This is a genomic window from Verrucomicrobium sp. BvORR034 (assembly GCF_000739635.1).
GTDB lineage: Bacteria > Verrucomicrobiota > Verrucomicrobiia > Verrucomicrobiales > Verrucomicrobiaceae > Verrucomicrobium.
In genome coordinates this window covers 95,992-113,146 of record NZ_BATQ01000016.1, presented here as the reverse complement: position 1 = coordinate 113,146, position 17,155 = coordinate 95,992, and the positions used below count along the sequence as shown (strand labels likewise).

Genomic DNA, 17,155 nt, shown 5'->3' with positions numbered 1-17,155 from the left:
CGCCTACCTTTCCACCGTCCAGTCATTCACAAGGATGAAACGATTTTCCCTGACCCTTGCCGCGATCCTTCTGGCTGGCAGCGTAGCCGCTGCCGCCACCCCGGAGCGCCCCAATGTTCTGCTCTTTCTCGTGGATGACCTGGGAAGCCAGGACCTGGGCGTGGAAGGATCCAAATTCTATGAAACCCCGGCGATCGACGCCCTCGCGGCGTCGGGAGTCCGCTTCAGCAGCTTTTACTCCGCCCATCCTGTCTGCTCCCCCACCCGGGCAGCATTGATGACGGGCAAGGTGCCACAACGCGTGGGCATCACCGACTACATCAAGCCCAAGTCCGGCGTGGCCCTTCCCGGCACCGAAACGACGATTGGCGAGGCCTTTGCCGCGCAGGGTTATCAGACGGGCTACGTGGGGAAGTGGCATCTGGGTGAGGCCGATACAGACCAACCCGCCCAGCATGGGTTTCAATGGACCGCTGCCGTCAATCGGGGCGGCCAGCCGGCCAGCTACTACTACCCCTACCGCAAAAAGGACGGCAAAGACACACTCTGGGATGTGCCCGATCTGGAGCCAGGCTCCGATGGCGACTATCTGACGGACGCCCTGACCGGAAAGGCGTTGGAGTTTTTGAAACAACGGGACGCCACCAAACCCTTCCTCCTGTGCTTCTCCCACTACGCCGTGCACACCCCCATCCAGCCGCCCCCGCAGCTGGTGGCAAAATATCAGGCCAAGGCCAAGGCGATGTATGGCGACGCCCCCGCTCCTCCGCTGGAGGCTCCGTTTGGAGCCCAGTCCCGCCCCCGCCAGGATGACCCTGCCTACGCTGCTCTGCTGGAGAATCTGGACTCCAACATCGGTCGGGTGCTCAAGGTCCTGGAAGATCAGAAGCTCCGGGAGAAGACCATCGTAGTATTCACTTCAGACAACGGCGGATTGTGCACGCTGGCCAAGGGTCGCACCGGCCCCACCAGCAACCTGCCGCTGCGCTGTGGCAAAGGCTGGAACTATGAAGGCGGCATCCGCACTCCGTGCTACATCTCATGGCCAGGCCACCTGAAAGGCGGGACCGTCATCGGCACCCCCGCCTACACGCCCGATCTGTATCCCACCCTGTTGGAATTGAGCGGGCTGCCTCAGTTGCCAGAGCAGCACCTCGACGGGCGCTCCCTCGCCAGCATCGTGGGCACCGGGAAAGACGACTCGCTCAAGGACCGCCCTCTGGCCTGGTACTACCCTCATGAACACGGGTCTGGCAGCCAGCCTTCCGCCGCGCTCCGCCTTGGTTCGTGGAAACTGATCCACTTCTTCACCACCGGCCAGAATGAGCTCTACGACCTTTCCTCTGATCCGGGAGAACAACATAACCTGAGCGCCGTACAGCCTGAGAGAGCCAGGGCCCTGCATCAGGAGCTGATGAACTGGGTCACGGCCACCAATTCAAAACCGAAACCCGTCTCCCTCACCAAATGACTTCCGGCCTCCGTCTTCTCCTGCAAGCCACCGCCACTGCAGCCGCAAGCCTCACGCTTGCTCTGTGGGCACCAGCCGCCGACCGGCCGCCCAACATCGTCATCATCCTGGCCGATGATCTGGGCTACGGCGATCTGGGTTGCTATGGCTCCCCGACCATCGCCACGCCGAATCTCGACCGGATGGCCGCCGAAGGCCTGCGGTTTACGGACTTCTATGTCGCCTCCGAGGTCTGCACTCCCAGCCGGGCCGCCCTGCTTACGGGCCGCTACCCGGTGCGCAGCGGCATGTATGGCAAGCGGCGCGTGTTGTTTCCTAATTCCCCAGGCGGATTGCCTGCCAACGAGATCACCCTTCCTGAAGCACTGAAAACCCGCGGCTACGCCACCGCCCACGTGGGCAAGTGGCACCTCGGCATTCATGAAGGCTCCCGCCCGCTTGACCAGGGGTTCGACCAGAGCTTCGGGCTGCCGTACTCCAACGACATGGATGCCCGCCCCGACCTCCCCAAGGGGTCAACCGGATCACCAACCCCACCAGCCGACGGCTGGAACGTGCCCCTGCTGCGCAATGGCGAGGTGGTGGAAAAGCCTGCCGACCAGGTTCATCTCACCGGTCACTACACGGAGGAGGCCGTGAAATTCATCCAGCAGAAGAAGAACCAGCCCTTCTTCCTCTACATGGCACACAGCTTTCCGCACGTGCCGCTGTTTGCGTCTGAGAACTTCAAAGGCAAGAGCCGGGCCGGCATCTATGGTGATACCGTGGAAGAGCTGGACTGGAGCGTGGGGCAGGTGCTCGAAACCCTCCGCAAGGAAGGGCTCGCGGAAAATACTCTGGTGTTCTTCACCAGCGACAATGGTCCCTGGCTGATCATGGGAGCTCAAGGAGGCAGCGCCGGACCTCTCAAGGATGGCAAAGGCAGCAACTGGGAAGGTGGCATGCGCGTCCCGGGCATCGCCTGGTGGCCAGGACACATCAAGCCCGGCGTGGCTCATGATCCCGCCAACTCCATGGACCTGTTTGCCACCTCGCTGGCCCTTGCGGGGGCCGAATTGCCCAAGGACCGGGTGATCGACGGCACAGACATCCGCCTGCTCCTGCTGGAAGGAAAAGCACTATCAGAACGCCCCTTCTTCTACTACCGCGGCGACCAGCTCTATGCCTGCCGTCTGGGCGAGTGGAAGGCGCACTACGTCACGCAGCCCGGCTACGGCCCGGGAAAACGTGAGGTTCAGGATCCGCCCCTGCTTTTCCAGCTGGGCCTGGATGCAGGTGAAAAGCGCTCGCTTGCAGCCGAGCATCCCGATGCGCTGGCCCGCATCCAGGAAGCGGTCAATCAGCATCGGACCGGAGTGGTGCCTGGTCCCCCGCAACTCGACTGAGCCCTTCAACACATCGACCTTTCCGATCATGAAACGACTTTCCTTGTTCCTTGCCGCGACCTGGTGGGGTTGCCTGGCTGCTCTTTCCCTAACAGCAGCCGAAACCAAGCGGCCCAACATCCTCTTCGTCTTTGCCGACGACTGGGGCCGCTACGCCAGCATCTACTCCGAGATCAACGGGCCGGGAGGAATCAACGATGTGGTTCGTACCCCTAACTTCGACCACATTGCCCGCGAAGGGGTGCTGTTCCGCAACGCCCATGTGAATGCGCCCTCCTGCACTCCCTGCCGCAGCTCCCTGCTCTCCGGGCAGTACTTCTGGCGGACCGGTCGGGGCTCCATCCTGCGTGGAGCGGTGTGGGATGAGAAGATCCCCACCTACCCTCTTTTGCTGAAAGACGCTGGGTACCACATCGGCAAGGCCTACAAAGTCTGGGGCCCGGGCACGCCCGCGGACGCCCCCTACGGCGGGCAGAAATACGCTTACCAGAAGGCAGGAGGGCGGTTCAACAACTTCTCCGAGAACGTGACGGCCATGGTAGCCCAGGGGAAGGACATCGAGGCTGCCAAGCAGGAGATGTATCACGAGGTTTTAGGAAATTTCCGCGACTTCCTTTCAGCCAGGCCCTCCGACTCCCCTTTTTGCTTCTGGTTTGGCCCCACCAACGTCCACCGCTCCTGGAAGCAGGGCAGCGGCAAGGCATTGTGGCAAATAGATCCCGACTCGCTCCAGGGCAAGATGCCCCCCTTCCTGCCCGATGTGCCAGAAGTGCGGGAGGATCTCGCCGATTACTTTGGCGAGATCCAGGCTTTGGACACGATGTTGGGCCTGCTGATTGAGGATCTGACCAAGCGCGGAGAGTTGGAGAACACGCTCATCGTCATCAGCGGTGATCACGGCGCCCCCGGCTTCCCTCACGGCAAGTGCAATCTCTATGACTTCGGCACCGGCGTGAGCCTGGCCATCGCCGGACCCGGAGTGAAAGGGGGGCGCGTGGTGGAGGACTTCGTGAACCTGCCTGATCTCGCTCCGACTTTTCTGGAAGCCGGGGGTGTAGCTGTGCCTGAGGTGATGACCGGTCGCAGTTTGTGGCCGGTATTGAAGTCGGAGAAGTCCGGCCAGGTTGATGAAAGCCGCACCTGGGTGGTGACCGGTCGGGAACGCCACGTGGAGAACGCGCGTGCTGACTACATGCCCTATCCCCAGCGGGCCATTCACACGGCAGATCACCTCTTGATCATCAACTTCAAGCCCGATCGCTATCCCATGGGTGACCCCTACCGTCTCGACAGCAGCGATCCACCCACGTACGAGGAAATAAGAGATGAAACCCGCTCCACCCTGCCCGACGAGGACTCCGGCCCCACCAAGGCCTGGCTCGTGGGCCAGCGCAACAGCCCTGAATGGAAGGCGCACTTCGAGTGGGTGTATGGCAAACGTCCGCGCGTGGAGTTGTATGATCTCAAGAAGGACCCCCACCAGACCAAGAACGTGGCCGAAGATCCGGCCTATGCCATAGTGAAAGCAGAATTGGAGAAGCGGTTGTTGGATGAGTTGCAGCGCACCGGCGATCCAAGGTTGGTGGAAGATGGGAAGTTCTTCGAGACACCTCCGATGTCAGGCCCGTTGTCCGATGCGGAAGGCAAGCGTGCTGCGGGGAGGAAGAAGGGGGCGGGGAAAGTGGAGTAAGGCGGGAAGGTAATCTTCTCGGTGGCATCAATCCCTGCGAGGATCTGTATCAGAGCCCAACGTTGGACTCGGCCCGCTGCGCGGGACGAGTCAACGTTGGACGGGGCGCAAAGAGTGCCAGCATTGGAAATTCGATCCCCGAATGGGGATCTCTAGCACAGCCCAACGCTGACGAGCCTTAGGCGAAGTCGCCGTTGGGTAGTTGATCTAGAAACTCAACCTTGAAAAGGTTGTCTAGACGGTTCTCGCTCACCTTTTCCATCAATCCCAGACGTACCGCTCGTCCCACTCCACAACATGCCGCTTCAGCAACGCGCGCAACTCTTCCTTGAAGCCCACCTTATTGTGATGCTCCTCCTGCTTCTGAATGTAGTGCCGCACCGCCTCAATGTTGGAGACACTCACTGAAAATGCTGCATAGCCGCCCTGCCATGCAAAATCTTGGAGATCGGGTGCCGTTCGCTTTACCCATGCATTGGAATTGCGTTTGAGTTCTTTGACGAAGTCTGAAGCAGACAATGCTTTCGAGAGGCGGATCAGCAAATGTACATGATCTTCCACACCGCCAACCTCCAACGGCATACATTCCATTGATTTCGCGAGGCCACCCAAAACAGAGTGCAACTCATGACGAAAACCGCCATCATTGAAACATGGGCGACGATCTTTGGTGGAAAATACCAAGTGCAGATAAATGGCGGAGAGGGATTGTGCCATTGAGAGGTGGAGAAGTGTTTGGTGCTGACGATGCGAGGTCTTAACGGGTAAGCATCTAGACAACCTTTTCAAGGTTGAAATTTCTCCTCACAACCACCCAACGGCGACTTCGCTTGAAGCTCGTCGGCGTTGGGCTGTGGTAGAGATCCCCTGCGGGGATCGGGACGCTATGGGTGTCACAGTCCTGGATAGGCTCCAGACTCCCCCCATTCTCTCCTGAAATGCGCCCCCACCCTTTCGCGTTGAAACTCCACCGCACACTCGCGCCGCGTTGCGCGCCCACTCTCCGCACCATCACCGGTCACCTCCACACGCAGCCCCATGCCTTCCTCATACCACCCCCATTTCCACGGTCTCCTATTCCTCGTCATTCTTTCGATCCTTCCCGCTCACACCCCCGCCCTGCGTGCCGCATCTGAATCCCGCCCCAATTTCCTGCTCATCATCACCGATGACCACGGCTATGGCGATGTCTCGGCCTATGGTGCCAAGGATGTGCAAACGCCGCACATCGACCGCCTCGCAAAAGAAGGCATGCTCTTCACGAACATGCGGGCGAACTGCACGGTGTGCTCTCCCAGCCGGGCGGCCATCCTGACAGGGTTCTATCCCGATCGGGCGGGGGTGCCGGGGGTGATCCGTACGCAACCTGAGAACTCCTGGGGCTATCTGAAACCAGGACTGCCCACTCTGGCCAACCGATTGCATGATGCGGGCTATCACACGGCGGCGATTGGCAAATGGCACTTGGGTCTGGAGTCTCCCAACACGCCAAATGAACGTGGTTTTGACCAGTTCCAGGGATTCCTGGGAGACATGATGGACAGCTACACGACGCATCTGCGCCAAGGAAACAACTACATGCGTCTCAACAAGGAGAAGATCCAGCCGCAAGGGCATGCCACGGATCTCTTCAGCCAATGGGCCGGCGATTATCTGAAATCCCGTGCATCAAACGGGGACAAGCCGTTCTTCCTCTATCTCGCCTTCAATGCCCCGCACTTCCCCATCGAGCCACCCCAGGAGTGGCTGGACCGCGTGAAGCAGCGGCATCCAGATCTCGAACCCAAGCGAGCCGCCAACGTGGCATTCGTGGAGCATCTGGATGACCGGATCGGTCAAGTGCTGAAGACCCTGGATGAAACGGGACTCGCCAAGGAGACCGTCGTGATCTTCACCGCGGACAATGGCGGATCCTTGCCCCACGGTCAGAGCAATCAGCCCTGGCGCGGCGGCAAGCAGGACCACTATGACGGCGGATTGCGCGTGCCCTTCATCGTGCGCTGGCCGGGGCACGCTGCCCCGGGATCACGCCAGGACTACGCTGGATTGGGCTTTGACAGCGCGGTCACTTTCCTTGAACTCGCGGGCGTCGCCCAACCTCCGGACACCGATGCGGTGAGTCTGGTTCCCGCGTTGAAAGGGCAGGCCATGCCGGCGGGGCGGGAACTGTACTTTGTACGCCGGGAAGGTGGGCCAGAGTACGGGGGCAAAAGCTATGAGGCCATCATCAAAGATGACTGGAAGCTCATGCAGAACGGGCCCTACGCACCACTGGAGCTTTTCCATCTGAAAGATGATCCCAAGGAGGAGCACAATGTCATGGGCAAGGCACCCAAAATCACGCGGGAGCTTTCCACCGCGCTGCGACGTCATATTCAAGCCGGCGGGGCCGTACCCTGGCAGAAGGCAGAGTAGAGCAGGGTAGCGGCCCACCGATCCGATTCACCTTACTTGGCCTTCTTCTCTTTGCCGCGCAGGTCCTTTTCGCAATCTGCATCGGCTGGCCCGGGCTGCCCCACGGCGTCAACCGGTTGATTGAAGAGATAACGCCAGACGTCTTCATGAATGAATTCACCTGCGGCGTTCTTCACGGCAGCGCCGCCAGGAGTGACGCTGCTATGGGCCTTGTTGGCATCGTTCTTCACGTCGGCGTCGGTGATCAGGCGGCGAGTGTTGCCATACGGCGCTTTGACCTGGTCCACGTTCACAATGGGTCCGAACTGGTGCAAGCCAATCATCTCCCAGGAGCGGCAGTAATGATCCCCAGACCATCCACCGTCAAGCACATGGCTGAAGCCAAAGTAGCGATTCTCTGGGGTAGCGGAAGGGAGGCCCTGCCAGGTCTCCAGCTGATCACGCGGACCACAGAACATCACGACACGATCAACGCGCTGATGTTTGGCAAACCGTGCCGCGGTGGTGGCCCCGTGTGACGCCCCGGAGATGATCACCTTGTCCCAGCGCAGGCCTTTGCCGTCATCTGTGATGAAGGTCTCCCACTTGCCTTGGGGGTTCTCCTTCGCGAGCCATTTCACGAACTGGTAGGAGCGCTCCATCATGCCGTCTGGTTTGGGGATCTCCACCGCTGAGCTGAAGTCTTCGCCCGTGGCAGCTTCCAGGCGAATCTTGCCCAGATACTTGTCATCATCCGCCGGGGCCAGCTTCGAGAATTTCCCAAACCAGCCATTGGCATAGTGCACCTGGATGCCGTGCAGCCCGTAGCTGGAAATGCGCTCGAACAGCCCCCCATTGTACCCCATGAGCCAGATCACCAGCTTCCCTTGAGGCTTCACGCGGGTGTCCACCATCGCGCGCTCGGTATCGGCCGGTTTGTCCTTCTTGGTGAAGACGAATTCCAGCTCCGGATGTTCTTTGGCCCTGGGATCGATCTGACTGGCTCGGGCGGTGAGCTCGTACCGCTGCGGTTTGGGATCATTGAAGGTCAGCTCTGGGGCCGCAGTGAGCGTGGAAGCTCCAACCAGCAACAGCACGGAAGGTATCAGATGAGGCAATGACTTGATGTTCATGAGAGGGTAGATGGGAAATAACTTTCTGAGAAGACCGGCTCACTTGGAGTTGATCACTCCAAGCACTGACTGCGCGACCTGGCCTCCGAGCAGCTCGTAGCCCTGCGCGGTAAAGTGCACATCCTTGGGGTTCTGGACGGTGCCGAGCTGAGGAAGGATGAAGGCGTTGAGATCATCAATGGCCACGCCTTCGCTCTTCATCAGCTCCAGAGCAATCCGGTTCTTCTCCTCGATCGACTCCGTGGCTTGGGGGCCGTCTTTGGTGTCGGGTGGGATGGGGGTCGTGGTCGCCCAGACCACCTTGGCCCCGGTCTTTTTGAGCCGTTCGACGATTTGCTTGAGCCGGGACAGGTATTCCTCGTTGGGCGTGGCTCGGTCATGGATGCCGAAGTTGAAGTGGATGACATCCCACTTCCCCTCCCCCAGCCAGATGTCGAGCTTCTTCAAACCATTGGCGGTGGGGCCACAGTTCTCAGGGGCCCGATGCACATTGGCCTTGCCCTTGAGCGCAGCCCGGGTGGCGAGTGTGTAACCGCGGGACACAGAGTCGCCGATGAGCAGCACCCGGGGGAGCTTGGCGTCATCTTCCAGATAGTCCCACGCGGTGGGGGTGGGCGGAGTCTTGATCTTGTCCTTCTGGTAGAGCGGCAGATAGAAGTTGCCCAGGTTGCTTTCGAGCACCGTTTCCCAGGCCTGCTGCTTTTCCGGTAGTGTGGCCTTCCATGCTGCGAACTTGGCATTCAGCTCCCTGGCTTCGGCCGCTTTCTTGGCAGCGGCCTCATCAGCGTTGGTGGGCTCGCCGGCGGGGACGGCGGTTTGGGCGTGGGCGAGGCTCCCTGCATAGCAGGTCAGCAGCATCGGAAGCATCAAGGAAAACAGTTTGTATTGCATGAGTTGGACGAAGGTGATTCAACATAACGCAGCCGTCTTGCCATCTTGTTCAACCTGGGAAACGCCGATCCATGAAACTCACCTTGATCGACCGCAACCCCGAGTCCCGCGAAGTCCTGCGCTGGCAGTTTCGCGCTCACCCTGAAGTGGAAGTGGTCCTGGGGAAGTTCGAAGACCTGCCCGCCTACGACTGTGTGCTCACCCCGGGGAACTCCTTCGGCCTCATGGATGCTGGCATGGACCTTGCCGTGGTGCGCTATTTTGGCCGTCACGTGATGGACCTGATCCAGCAGCGCATCCTGAATGACCACTTGGGGGAGCAGCCCGTGGGCACCTGTATCATCGTCCCTACCGGGCATCCCGCGCATCCCTTTGTCGCGCACGCCCCCACCATGCGGGTGCCGATGAACATCTGTGGGACCGACCACGTCTATCTCGCGCTCTGGGCCACGCTCACCGCGGTGCACCGGCACAATCAAACCGAGGCGCGGAAGATTCATCATCTGGCGTGCCCTGGGCTTGGCACTGGCACAGGCGGAATGGATCCCCTGGAGGCGGGCCTGCAAATGTGCCTGGCCTATGAGCATTTCCTCAACCCTCCCACCGTCATCAACCCCACGTTCGCGCAAGTGCGCCACGAACGCATTCACTATGGCGGTCGCTGGGGGCAGCAGCAGCCACGGCAGCCCCATTGACAGTGCTTTGGTCATGTAGCCGAGCTCGCATCACTTGAAGCACTTCGGTTCGGTCACAGTCTCTTCAATCTACGATGAGCGACTGAAGAGCTGATGATTTTTCCAGAGTTCATTTCTTCCAGTCCACGATGGATTGCCGAGATGGCATCCATCTCTTCAATCACCGATTCAATGTTCTCTTGGCAAGACCTGCCAAGACATCCCGCTTCAGCGATCACGTTGACTGCGCATGCCCCACTCCTCTCTGACTTCTTGTCGAGGGAGTGTTTCTTGGTCATGGGGCTAAAGGTCGGCAGAAAGCAAAAGCTCTCAAACTGAAAATCCACGAGATTGATCATGGATAAGACATGCCCTTCCCTGCTATTTTCCCCTGAAAGCGATACTTGCGATGTGGTGAGTTCTTAATGAATGCCTCCTGCTCCGTGCCCAAAAACGTATCCCGGCCAGCCGCATGAATCCTCACCCCTCCTCTCAGCCAGACGCCGACACGGATCGCACCGCCTTTGGAGCGCCGGGCATCCCACCCCGCTGGACCTCCAGCGCGAAGGAGGGCCTGGGCACGTCTTACCACACGAGCTGCCGGGTGTGGTTCACCCTAAGCCACGGCATCATCAATGAGATCTACTACCCCCATGTGGATCAGCCGAACACCCGGGATTGCCAGCTTCTCATCACCGATGGTGAAACGTTTTTTCATGAGGAGAAGCGGGATCTCAACCACGAGATCAGCTATCCGGAGAAAGACTGCCCATTCTACCAGATCATCAACACCGCACCGGATGGACGCTACCGGCTGGTCAAACACATCCTCACGGACCCGCATCGCTCCGTGCTGCTCATGCAGGTTCGGTTGGAGGTGAAGGATGAAGCGCTGGAAGGGAAACTGCGTCTCTACGTGCTGCTGGCACCGCATATTGCGGGTCGCGGAGAGGGGAACTCGGGCTGGTGTTGTAACCTTGGTGGCGCGGAACTGCTGCATGCGGAGAGGGCGGGCACGCATCTGCTGCTTGGGTGCAGCTCTGGTTTCACGAAACGCTCGGTAGGATTCGCCGGGGCCAGCGACGGCTGGCAGGACTTGTCCGACAACTTCCAGATGGACTGGCAATTCCACGCGGCCGAGCACGGCAACATCGCTCTCACGGGAGAAATCCGACTTCCGGACAGTGGCGCATTCACCATCGCAGTCGGCGTTGGAGGCAGTTGTCAGAGCACGGCCGCCAAGCTGCTACAGTCTCTGGCCACCCCGTTTGAGATTCATCGGGAAGGCTATGTGCGGCAGTGGCAGAGGGCGGTCATCGATGCCAAGTACGACTTCAGCCACAACACCGCGGATCAGGGCAGCATGTACCGCCTGAGCCGGTGCGTCCTGCTCTCCCATGAGGACAAGATCTTCCAGGGGGCGTTGGTAGCCTCCATGAGCATCCCTTGGGGGGAGTCCAAAGGAGACGATGACCTCGGCGGCTATCATCTGGTATGGACGCGCGATCTGGTGCAGAGCGCCAGCGCGCTGCTGGCCACTGGGCAACACAGCACGCCGCTGCGCGCCTTGATCTGGCTGAGCACGATCCAGGGGAAAAATGGCAGCTTTCCGCAGAACTCCTGGATCAACGGCAACGCGTACTGGCCCGGGATGCAGATGGATGAAGTGGCCGCGCCCATCCTGCTGGCCTGGCGATTGAAGCACAAGGGCAACGGCCTGGGCCTGTTTGACCCGTGGAACATGATCCGCCATGCGGCAGGTCACTTGATCCAGAATGGACCGGTAACTATGCAGGAGCGCTGGGAGGAGAATGCGGGCTACTCGCCCTCCACCCTGGCGACAGTGATCGCAGGGCTGGCGGCCGCTGCCGAGTTTGCCGGAGAACGAAATCTTCCCGAGACCTCCGACTTCATCCTCGCCTATGCAGACTGGCTGTCTGACCATCTGGAGGAGTGGACGGTCACCACCCGTGGTGACCTGGTGCCGGGGCGATCCCGCCACTATGTCCGCATCACGCCTGCGGACCCGTTGACTCCTGATCCCCATCCGGATCCCGACACGCTTGTGCTGCTGGTGGCCAATGGCGGCGGCTACCACCCGGCCCGCAACGTGGTGGGAGGTGATTTCCTCCACCTGGTGCGACTGGGCATTCGCCCCGCCGATGATCCGGTCATTCTTGAGTCACTCGAAGTCATCGACCGCGTCATCAAGCGCGACCTACCCCAGGGACCCGGCTGGCGACGATACAACCACGATGGCTACGGGCAGAAGTCGGATGGTGGCCCCTTTGACGGCGGCGGAGTGGGCCGCTCCTGGCCCATTCTCACGGGAGAACGCGGCCACTACGAACTGGCCGCCGGTCGCGATCCCCTGCCCTACATCAAGGCTATGGAGGAGTTTGCCAATGATGGCGGCATGATCAGCGAGCAACTCTGGGACGACGCCCCGGTGGGCGAGCATCTGAACCCCGGCTGCCCCACGGGTGCAGCCATGCCATTGTGCTGGTCTCATGCCGAGTACGTCTCGCTTGTACGCAGCCGCAACGACGGGGTGTGTTTCGATCTGCTGCCTCCGGTTCGAGACCGTTACGCCATCCGGCGCACTCACGGCACGCATGAGATCTGGAGCTTCCGCCATCCGCTGCGACATATGCATGACGGCAAGACGCTTCGCATCGTGCTCAATGCCGGTGCCCGAGTGGTCTGGTCGTTGGACGGATGGCAGTCCACGCAAGAGACAGAAACGACACGCAACGAAGCCCTAGGCTTGTGGTATGTGGATCTGCCCACTACGGATTTGCATGTCGGTGCTGCAGCAGACTTCACGTTCTACTGGCTGGCTTCCAATCACTGGGAAGGGCACAATAGCCGTGTGGAAGTGGTCTGATTTCTGCCTGCCATCTCCCCCTCCTCCCTATTCTCCATGAACACCCGCATTTTTCTCATTCGCCACGGTGCCACGATCCTCACCGCAGAGGACCGGTTTGCCGGCTCCATCAATGTTCCGCTGTCGGATCAAGGGCGGGAGCAGGCCCGTCGGCTTTCCATCCGGCTGGCGAACGAAAACCTCATCGCTGTCTATGCCTCCCCACTGGATCGCACCATGGAGACCGCCCGCATCCTGGCTCAGCCCCATGGACTGGAGGTGCAACCTCGCGATGGCTTGCGGGAAATTTCCCACGGCCATTGGGAGGAGATGACCCGCCCTGAAGTGGAGGCGAAGTATCCCGAAGAGGCAGCGGCCTGGGAAGAGGACCCGTTCACCTTTGCTCCGCCTGGCGGAGAGAGCGGCCTGGCCGTCACCGCCCGCTCCCTGCCCGCCCTCATGGACATCCTGCACGCCCATCCTTCTGGGAATGTGGCAATCGTCTCCCACAAGGCCACCATCCGGCTGCTGCTCAGCTCCCTCCTCGGCTTTGACCCACGGCGCTACCGGGACAACCTGGACCAGAGCCCGGCCGCGCTGAACATTGTGGATTTCAAGAGTCCCGTTCGCGCCCGGCTGACTCTCTTCAACGACACCTCTCACTATGAATCCGCGGGGCTGGCCATTCCCCCATTCCCTGGGGAGCGTCTCTCTGGCTGGTGGGCAGGGACGGATCAGAACCGTCAGATGTGAGCCCTCCGGCTCGATTTGGATCGCCGCCAAAGCATGGAAGCCTTGCCCAGGAGGGTGAAGCCGGTACATTCCTCCTGTTTCGCCCCTTTTCTTCATGTCTTCCCCAGCAGCCCCAACGCAGACCCGACGCACCTTCCTCTCCCAAGCCGGCCTGGCTCTGGGAGCCGCCTCCCTGCCCGCATTTGGGCAGGATGCTGGCAAAGGCAAGACCGTCTTGCTGAAGTCGGCTTGGGACACGGTGAATATCGGGGACATTGGCCACACCCCGGGGACGCTGCGCATTCTTGAGCAACATCTCCCCGAGGCGCAGGTCATCCTCTGGGCCTCCAAGCTGGATGATCGCGTCGAAGCCATGCTCCGCCGTCGCTTTCCCAAGGTGGAGATCCTTCAGGGCAATCTGACCAAGCAGGACAAGAAGGGCGAAGCGCTGGTGGACGCCTTCAAGCGCGCCGATGTGGCCATTCACAACTCTGGCATGGGCACGGACACCTCCTTCATGAGCTACTGTCGGAAGCTCGGCAAGCCCTACGGTCTCTACGGCCAGTCGTACTTCCTCGACTTTGTGCAGGGCGACAAGGCGGCTGAGCGGATCGACCTGCTCAACAACGCTGCCTTCGTCTATTGCCGCGAAGGCCGGACCCTGGAAATCCTACAGACCGCCGGGGTCAAAACACCGGTGCTCGAGTTTGCCCCAGACGGTTGTTTCGGCATCGATGTGCGCGACGATGAAAAGGCGCTGGCGTTCATGGAACAAGCCGGACTGGAAGACCGCAAGTTCATCACCCTGCAGCTGCGCACGCACACCGCCAAACATCCGGGAGTGCACAATCCGCCGCTGAATCCCCTGCATCCCACTCCAGAACAGGTGGCCGATGACGAACGCCGCGCGGGCGTTTACCGCGAACTCGTCACGCTGTGGGTCAAACGCACCGGGTACAAGGTATTGATCTCGCCCGAGGTGAAGAAGGAGATGGTGCACAACAAGCGCCTCATCTACGACCTGCTCCCGGCCGACATTCAGAAGAACGTCGTGAACCTCGACAGCTTCTGGAATGCAGACGAGGCCGCGTCCGTTTTTGCACGAGCCCACACGGTCGTGTGTCACGAGCCGCACTCACCCATTATCGCGCTGGCCAACGGCACGCCGATCATCCACACGTACTCCGAGTTCCACAGCCCGAAGTGCTGGATGTTCAAGGACATCGGTCTCTCCGAATGGCTTCTGGAGTTCGACTCCACGCCCGCAGGCAAAACCGTCGACACCCTCCTGGCCATCAACAGCGACTATCCCGCTGCCCAGGCCAAGGTGAAGAAGGCGATGGACTTTGTCCATGAGCGCCAAGCCGCCACCATGCAGGTGGTGAAGAAGGCGATCGAGGCGTAGGAAAGCGCAGGGATGTCAAACACCGGACGCGATCTTAGAGAGGGAGAATCCGCGTCCGGCAGCGTCTCCACCGTGACGCGCTTCGGCACCCGAATCCGACGTCCTGTCGGTCCCTGGACACCGGCCGTCCACGCGTTGCTCCAGCATCTTTCCACAAAGGACTATCTCCACTCCCCTCGTGTTCGAGAATCCATTCAGGAGTTCGAGGAACTTGACTATCTGGAAGGAACGGTGGCGCTCCGCCCGTGGCCACCTTGCCTTCTAAAAGACTCCGGCATCATCGCCATCGGTGAGGCTCTCAACGCCTATCACCATGCGGTCGCCGACTTCATCCCGCCGCCCAATGCGGTGTGGCGCGATCCCGACAGGCGTTGGTCCACAGGCCAGATCATTCGCCATGGTGATCTAGGTCCGTGGAATATGGTTTGGCGGGAGGATCAACTCGTCGGATTCATTGACTGGGACATGGCGGAACCCGGCAACACCATCGAAGACATTGCGCAAATCGCCTGGCACAGCGTCCCCCTGCGTACTCCTGAGCTTTGCCAACACTGCGGTGTGGTGCCTGGGAAGGACCAAGTTCATCGCTTCTCGCTGCTTTGCGAAGTCTGCCATGTTTCAAGGATGGATGCGTTGGAAGTTCTCAGAGAATTCCAGCACCGGGAGATCGAGCGGACACTGCATCTGGCATCGGGTGGCATTGAGCCCTGGGTGGGGTTTCATCTCCGGGGCGATGTCGCCTCTATCGATTCCGATGTGAAGTGGCTGGCAGACTTCTCAGCCGGCCAGCACATCTGATCACCACCGTTCGGCACGGCACCAAGACGCCGTCACGACACAGGCAGAGAGATCCGCCGATGGATGCCAACCTCTTGAAGAAACGCCTCATCGTGACTGACCACCAGCAGAGCCCCGTCATAGCCGCGAAGCCCGGCTTCCACGGTCTCGATGGACTCAAGGTCCAGGGAGTTGGTCGGCTCATCGAGGATCAGCAAGGGAGGCGGATGACTGCCCCCCAGGACGCAGGCCAGTCCGGCCCGTAGCATCTGTCCGCCACTCAAAGTGGCGACGGTTTGAAGTGCGGCGTCCGCTCTGAAACGGAACCTTGCCAGGGAGGAACGGCAGGCATTTTCATCGCTGTCAGGGTTCAGATTCCGGTAGTTATCCCGAATGGAAAGCTGGGGGTTCAAAAGACTCACCTGCTGATCCAGCATGGCGAATGGCACCCCCAAGCGAACACTGCCGGCCCACGGAGCAAGCTTGCCGGAAATCACCTGCAACAAGGTTGTCTTGCCCGAGCCATTTCGGCCCTGAACCGCCACTCGTTCCGGTCCGTTGATGGAGAACGAAACATCCCGCACGATGGGTTGTCCCGGTTCATAGCCAGCCGTTACCGCATCCACCTCCAGCACGGTCTTGCCCGCAGGAAGCCCCGTGGGAGCTAGCACTACGGTGAACGGTTGGATCACTTCCAGACGTCCCCGCGCAGAGGCCAACCCCTCCGCGGCCTCCGACCGTCGGCGCTCCGCCAAGCGAGCCCCTACCCCTGCCGAGTCCTCTGCACGATCTTTCCTGGCCCCCAGCAGGATGGGCGGTTCGCCACCCTTCGCGCGCTTGCGCCGGCCCGCTGCATCCCGGCGGGCCTTGCGCTCCACGGCAACCTGCGCGTCACGATCCACCTCCTCCTGGCGCTTCTGCGCATGAGCGAGATCGTGCTGGGCGGCCTCCAACTCCTGCGCCTTGCGCTCCCGGTAGTGGGACCAGTTTCCGCCATATTTCCTCGCTCCCAGTGACGTGAGCTCCACGATGACGTCCATGTTTTCCAGCAGCTCACGATCGTGGCTGATGACGATGGCTCCGTGAGACCATTCCTTCAGGAGGGCGTGCACCGCAGCTCTCCCCTCGCGGTCGAGATTGTTGGTCGGCTCGTCCAGCAACAGCAGATCCGGCTCTGCAAACCAGACAGCTGCGATTCGGGCACGCATGCGCTGGCCGCCGGAAAGCTCCTGCAAAAGAGTGCCCGGACCAGCGTCGAGGCCGACCTTGCCCAGCGCCGCCAGAATCCGGGCCTCCAGGGTCCAGTCCACGTCTGAGAGCTCATCGAGTTCAGCGGTGCCCGCCTCGGCACGCCGCAGCAGGGCGAGATCCCCGGACACACCGAAGAGACCAGCAACCGTCTGGCCTTCTATTTCCTGAACCACCTGTTCCAGGTACGCCACCCGACCGTGGACGATCACCTTGCCGGCATGCGGCCGGAGTTCACCCGTGATCAGCTTGAGCATCGTGGTCTTGCCCACGCCGTTGCGGCCGACGAGACCCGTCCGACAGCCCGTGAGGGACAGGGTTAGATCCGTGAAGAGAGGGTCCCCATCAGGGGTGCACCAGGTGACATTGGCAAAAGAAACCGAGGTAGACATGAGCATGGACCCGCGTCATCGACATGATGAGACGGAAATCAGGTTGGCATTCACAAGCAGCCGGTGAAATCACCCCGCTGCTGCCCGGGCTCATCCA

Annotated in this window: 14 protein-coding genes; 9 read left to right on the top strand and 5 right to left on the bottom strand. The window is 60.7% G+C overall.

All coding sequences use genetic code 11. The features are described 5' to 3' along the window. Window positions 1–34 precede the first annotated feature (34 nt). Genes BV034_RS03690 through BV034_RS03680 form a run of 3 tightly spaced genes read left to right on the top strand, consistent with a single transcriptional unit; the run spans window position 35 to window position 4,546 of the window. Window positions 35–1,471, top strand: coding sequence for a sulfatase (locus tag BV034_RS03690; RefSeq protein WP_050024239.1), 1,437 nt, complete (start codon window positions 35–37; stop codon window positions 1,469–1,471). Beyond that, window positions 1,468–2,856, top strand: a complete 1,389-nt coding sequence (locus BV034_RS03685) for a sulfatase (RefSeq protein WP_050024237.1) — start codon at window positions 1,468–1,470, stop codon at window positions 2,854–2,856. Before BV034_RS03690 ends, BV034_RS03685 begins: the two co-directional genes overlap by 4 nt. 28 nt (window positions 2,857–2,884) lie before the next feature. Next, complete coding sequence (locus tag BV034_RS03680; RefSeq protein ID WP_050024236.1) at window positions 2,885–4,546, top strand: sulfatase; 1,662 nt, start codon at window positions 2,885–2,887, stop codon at window positions 4,544–4,546. Between the two features lie 261 nt (window positions 4,547–4,807). On the opposite strand, the gene tnpA is transcribed toward BV034_RS03680, so the two are convergent. Continuing rightward, the gene (tnpA, locus tag BV034_RS03675; RefSeq protein WP_050024234.1) at window positions 4,808–5,263 is read right to left on the bottom strand and encodes an IS200/IS605 family transposase; all 456 of its coding nucleotides are present in this window, start codon (window positions 5,261–5,263) and stop codon (window positions 4,808–4,810) included. 321 nt (window positions 5,264–5,584) lie between these two features. Between tnpA and BV034_RS03670 the strand changes: the two genes are divergently transcribed. Next, on the top strand, window positions 5,585–6,961 hold the full coding sequence (locus BV034_RS03670) for a sulfatase-like hydrolase/transferase (RefSeq protein ID WP_063768668.1): 1,377 nt from the start codon (window positions 5,585–5,587) through the stop codon (window positions 6,959–6,961). Window positions 6,962–6,993: 32 nt separating this feature from the next. Here the strand turns inward: BV034_RS03670 and BV034_RS03665 are convergent, their stop codons facing one another. Beyond that, window positions 6,994–8,073 (bottom strand): hypothetical protein, encoded by a 1,080-nt coding sequence (locus BV034_RS03665; protein ID WP_050024232.1) that lies wholly within the window; start codon window positions 8,071–8,073, stop codon window positions 6,994–6,996. Window positions 8,074–8,112: 39 nt separating this feature from the next. Further along, window positions 8,113–8,964, bottom strand: a complete 852-nt coding sequence (locus BV034_RS03660) for an SGNH/GDSL hydrolase family protein (protein ID WP_265592585.1) — start codon at window positions 8,962–8,964, stop codon at window positions 8,113–8,115. A gap of 71 nt (window positions 8,965–9,035) precedes the next feature. Here BV034_RS03660 and BV034_RS03655 point away from each other — a divergent pair, with 71 nt between their 5' ends. Further along, window positions 9,036–9,659: a macro domain-containing protein gene (locus tag BV034_RS03655; protein WP_050024230.1), complete on the top strand. Its 624-nt coding sequence runs from the start codon at window positions 9,036–9,038 to the stop codon at window positions 9,657–9,659. A gap of 53 nt (window positions 9,660–9,712) precedes the next feature. On the opposite strand, the gene BV034_RS03650 is transcribed toward BV034_RS03655, so the two are convergent. Continuing rightward, the gene (locus BV034_RS03650) at window positions 9,713–9,997 is read right to left on the bottom strand and encodes a hypothetical protein (protein WP_050024228.1); all 285 of its coding nucleotides are present in this window, start codon (window positions 9,995–9,997) and stop codon (window positions 9,713–9,715) included. 113 nt (window positions 9,998–10,110) lie between these two features. Here BV034_RS03650 and BV034_RS03645 point away from each other — a divergent pair, with 113 nt between their 5' ends. The 4 genes from BV034_RS03645 (at window position 10,111) to BV034_RS03630 (ending at window position 15,439) form a co-directional block, all read left to right on the top strand. After that, window positions 10,111–12,525 (top strand): glycoside hydrolase family 15 protein, encoded by a 2,415-nt coding sequence (locus BV034_RS03645; RefSeq protein ID WP_050024226.1) that lies wholly within the window; start codon window positions 10,111–10,113, stop codon window positions 12,523–12,525. Between the two features lie 36 nt (window positions 12,526–12,561). Beyond that, on the top strand, window positions 12,562–13,257 hold the full coding sequence (locus BV034_RS03640; RefSeq protein WP_050024224.1) for a histidine phosphatase family protein: 696 nt from the start codon (window positions 12,562–12,564) through the stop codon (window positions 13,255–13,257). Window positions 13,258–13,351: 94 nt separating this feature from the next. Continuing rightward, on the top strand, window positions 13,352–14,641 hold the full coding sequence (locus BV034_RS03635) for a polysaccharide pyruvyl transferase family protein (RefSeq protein ID WP_050024218.1): 1,290 nt from the start codon (window positions 13,352–13,354) through the stop codon (window positions 14,639–14,641). A 12-nt stretch (window positions 14,642–14,653) separates the two neighbouring features. Next, window positions 14,654–15,439, top strand: a complete 786-nt coding sequence (locus BV034_RS03630) for an aminoglycoside phosphotransferase family protein (protein WP_063768667.1) — start codon at window positions 14,654–14,656, stop codon at window positions 15,437–15,439. A 32-nt stretch (window positions 15,440–15,471) separates the two neighbouring features. On the opposite strand, the gene BV034_RS03625 is transcribed toward BV034_RS03630, so the two are convergent. Next, on the bottom strand, window positions 15,472–17,058 hold the full coding sequence (locus BV034_RS03625) for an ABC-F family ATP-binding cassette domain-containing protein (protein ID WP_050024269.1): 1,587 nt from the start codon (window positions 17,056–17,058) through the stop codon (window positions 15,472–15,474). Between the last annotated feature and the right edge of the window lie 97 nt (window positions 17,059–17,155).

Excerpts from the sequence above, each read along its gene's own strand:
- BV034_RS03635 (WP_050024218.1), top strand. The coding sequence starts at position 13,352 with ATGTCTTCCCCAGCAGCCCCAACGCAGACCCGACGCACCTTCCTCTCC.
- BV034_RS03625 (WP_050024269.1), bottom strand. The coding sequence starts at position 17,058 with ATGTCTACCTCGGTTTCTTTTGCCAATGTCACCTGGTGCACCCCTGAT.
- BV034_RS03655 (WP_050024230.1), top strand. The coding sequence starts at position 9,036 with ATGAAACTCACCTTGATCGACCGCAACCCCGAGTCCCGCGAAGTCCTG.
- BV034_RS03660 (WP_265592585.1), bottom strand. The coding sequence starts at position 8,964 with ATGCAATACAAACTGTTTTCCTTGATGCTTCCGATGCTGCTGACCTGC.
- BV034_RS03640 (WP_050024224.1), top strand. The coding sequence starts at position 12,562 with ATGAACACCCGCATTTTTCTCATTCGCCACGGTGCCACGATCCTCACC.
- BV034_RS03645 (WP_050024226.1), top strand. The coding sequence starts at position 10,111 with ATGAATCCTCACCCCTCCTCTCAGCCAGACGCCGACACGGATCGCACC.
- BV034_RS03650 (WP_050024228.1), bottom strand. The coding sequence starts at position 9,997 with ATGATCAATCTCGTGGATTTTCAGTTTGAGAGCTTTTGCTTTCTGCCG.
- BV034_RS03680 (WP_050024236.1), top strand. The coding sequence starts at position 2,885 with ATGAAACGACTTTCCTTGTTCCTTGCCGCGACCTGGTGGGGTTGCCTG.
- BV034_RS03690 (WP_050024239.1), top strand. The coding sequence starts at position 35 with ATGAAACGATTTTCCCTGACCCTTGCCGCGATCCTTCTGGCTGGCAGC.
- BV034_RS03670 (WP_063768668.1), top strand. The coding sequence starts at position 5,585 with ATGCCTTCCTCATACCACCCCCATTTCCACGGTCTCCTATTCCTCGTC.
- BV034_RS03685 (WP_050024237.1), top strand. The coding sequence starts at position 1,468 with ATGACTTCCGGCCTCCGTCTTCTCCTGCAAGCCACCGCCACTGCAGCC.
- BV034_RS03665 (WP_050024232.1), bottom strand. The coding sequence starts at position 8,073 with ATGAACATCAAGTCATTGCCTCATCTGATACCTTCCGTGCTGTTGCTG.
- tnpA (WP_050024234.1), bottom strand. The coding sequence starts at position 5,263 with ATGGCACAATCCCTCTCCGCCATTTATCTGCACTTGGTATTTTCCACC.
- BV034_RS03630 (WP_063768667.1), top strand. The coding sequence starts at position 14,654 with ATGTCAAACACCGGACGCGATCTTAGAGAGGGAGAATCCGCGTCCGGC.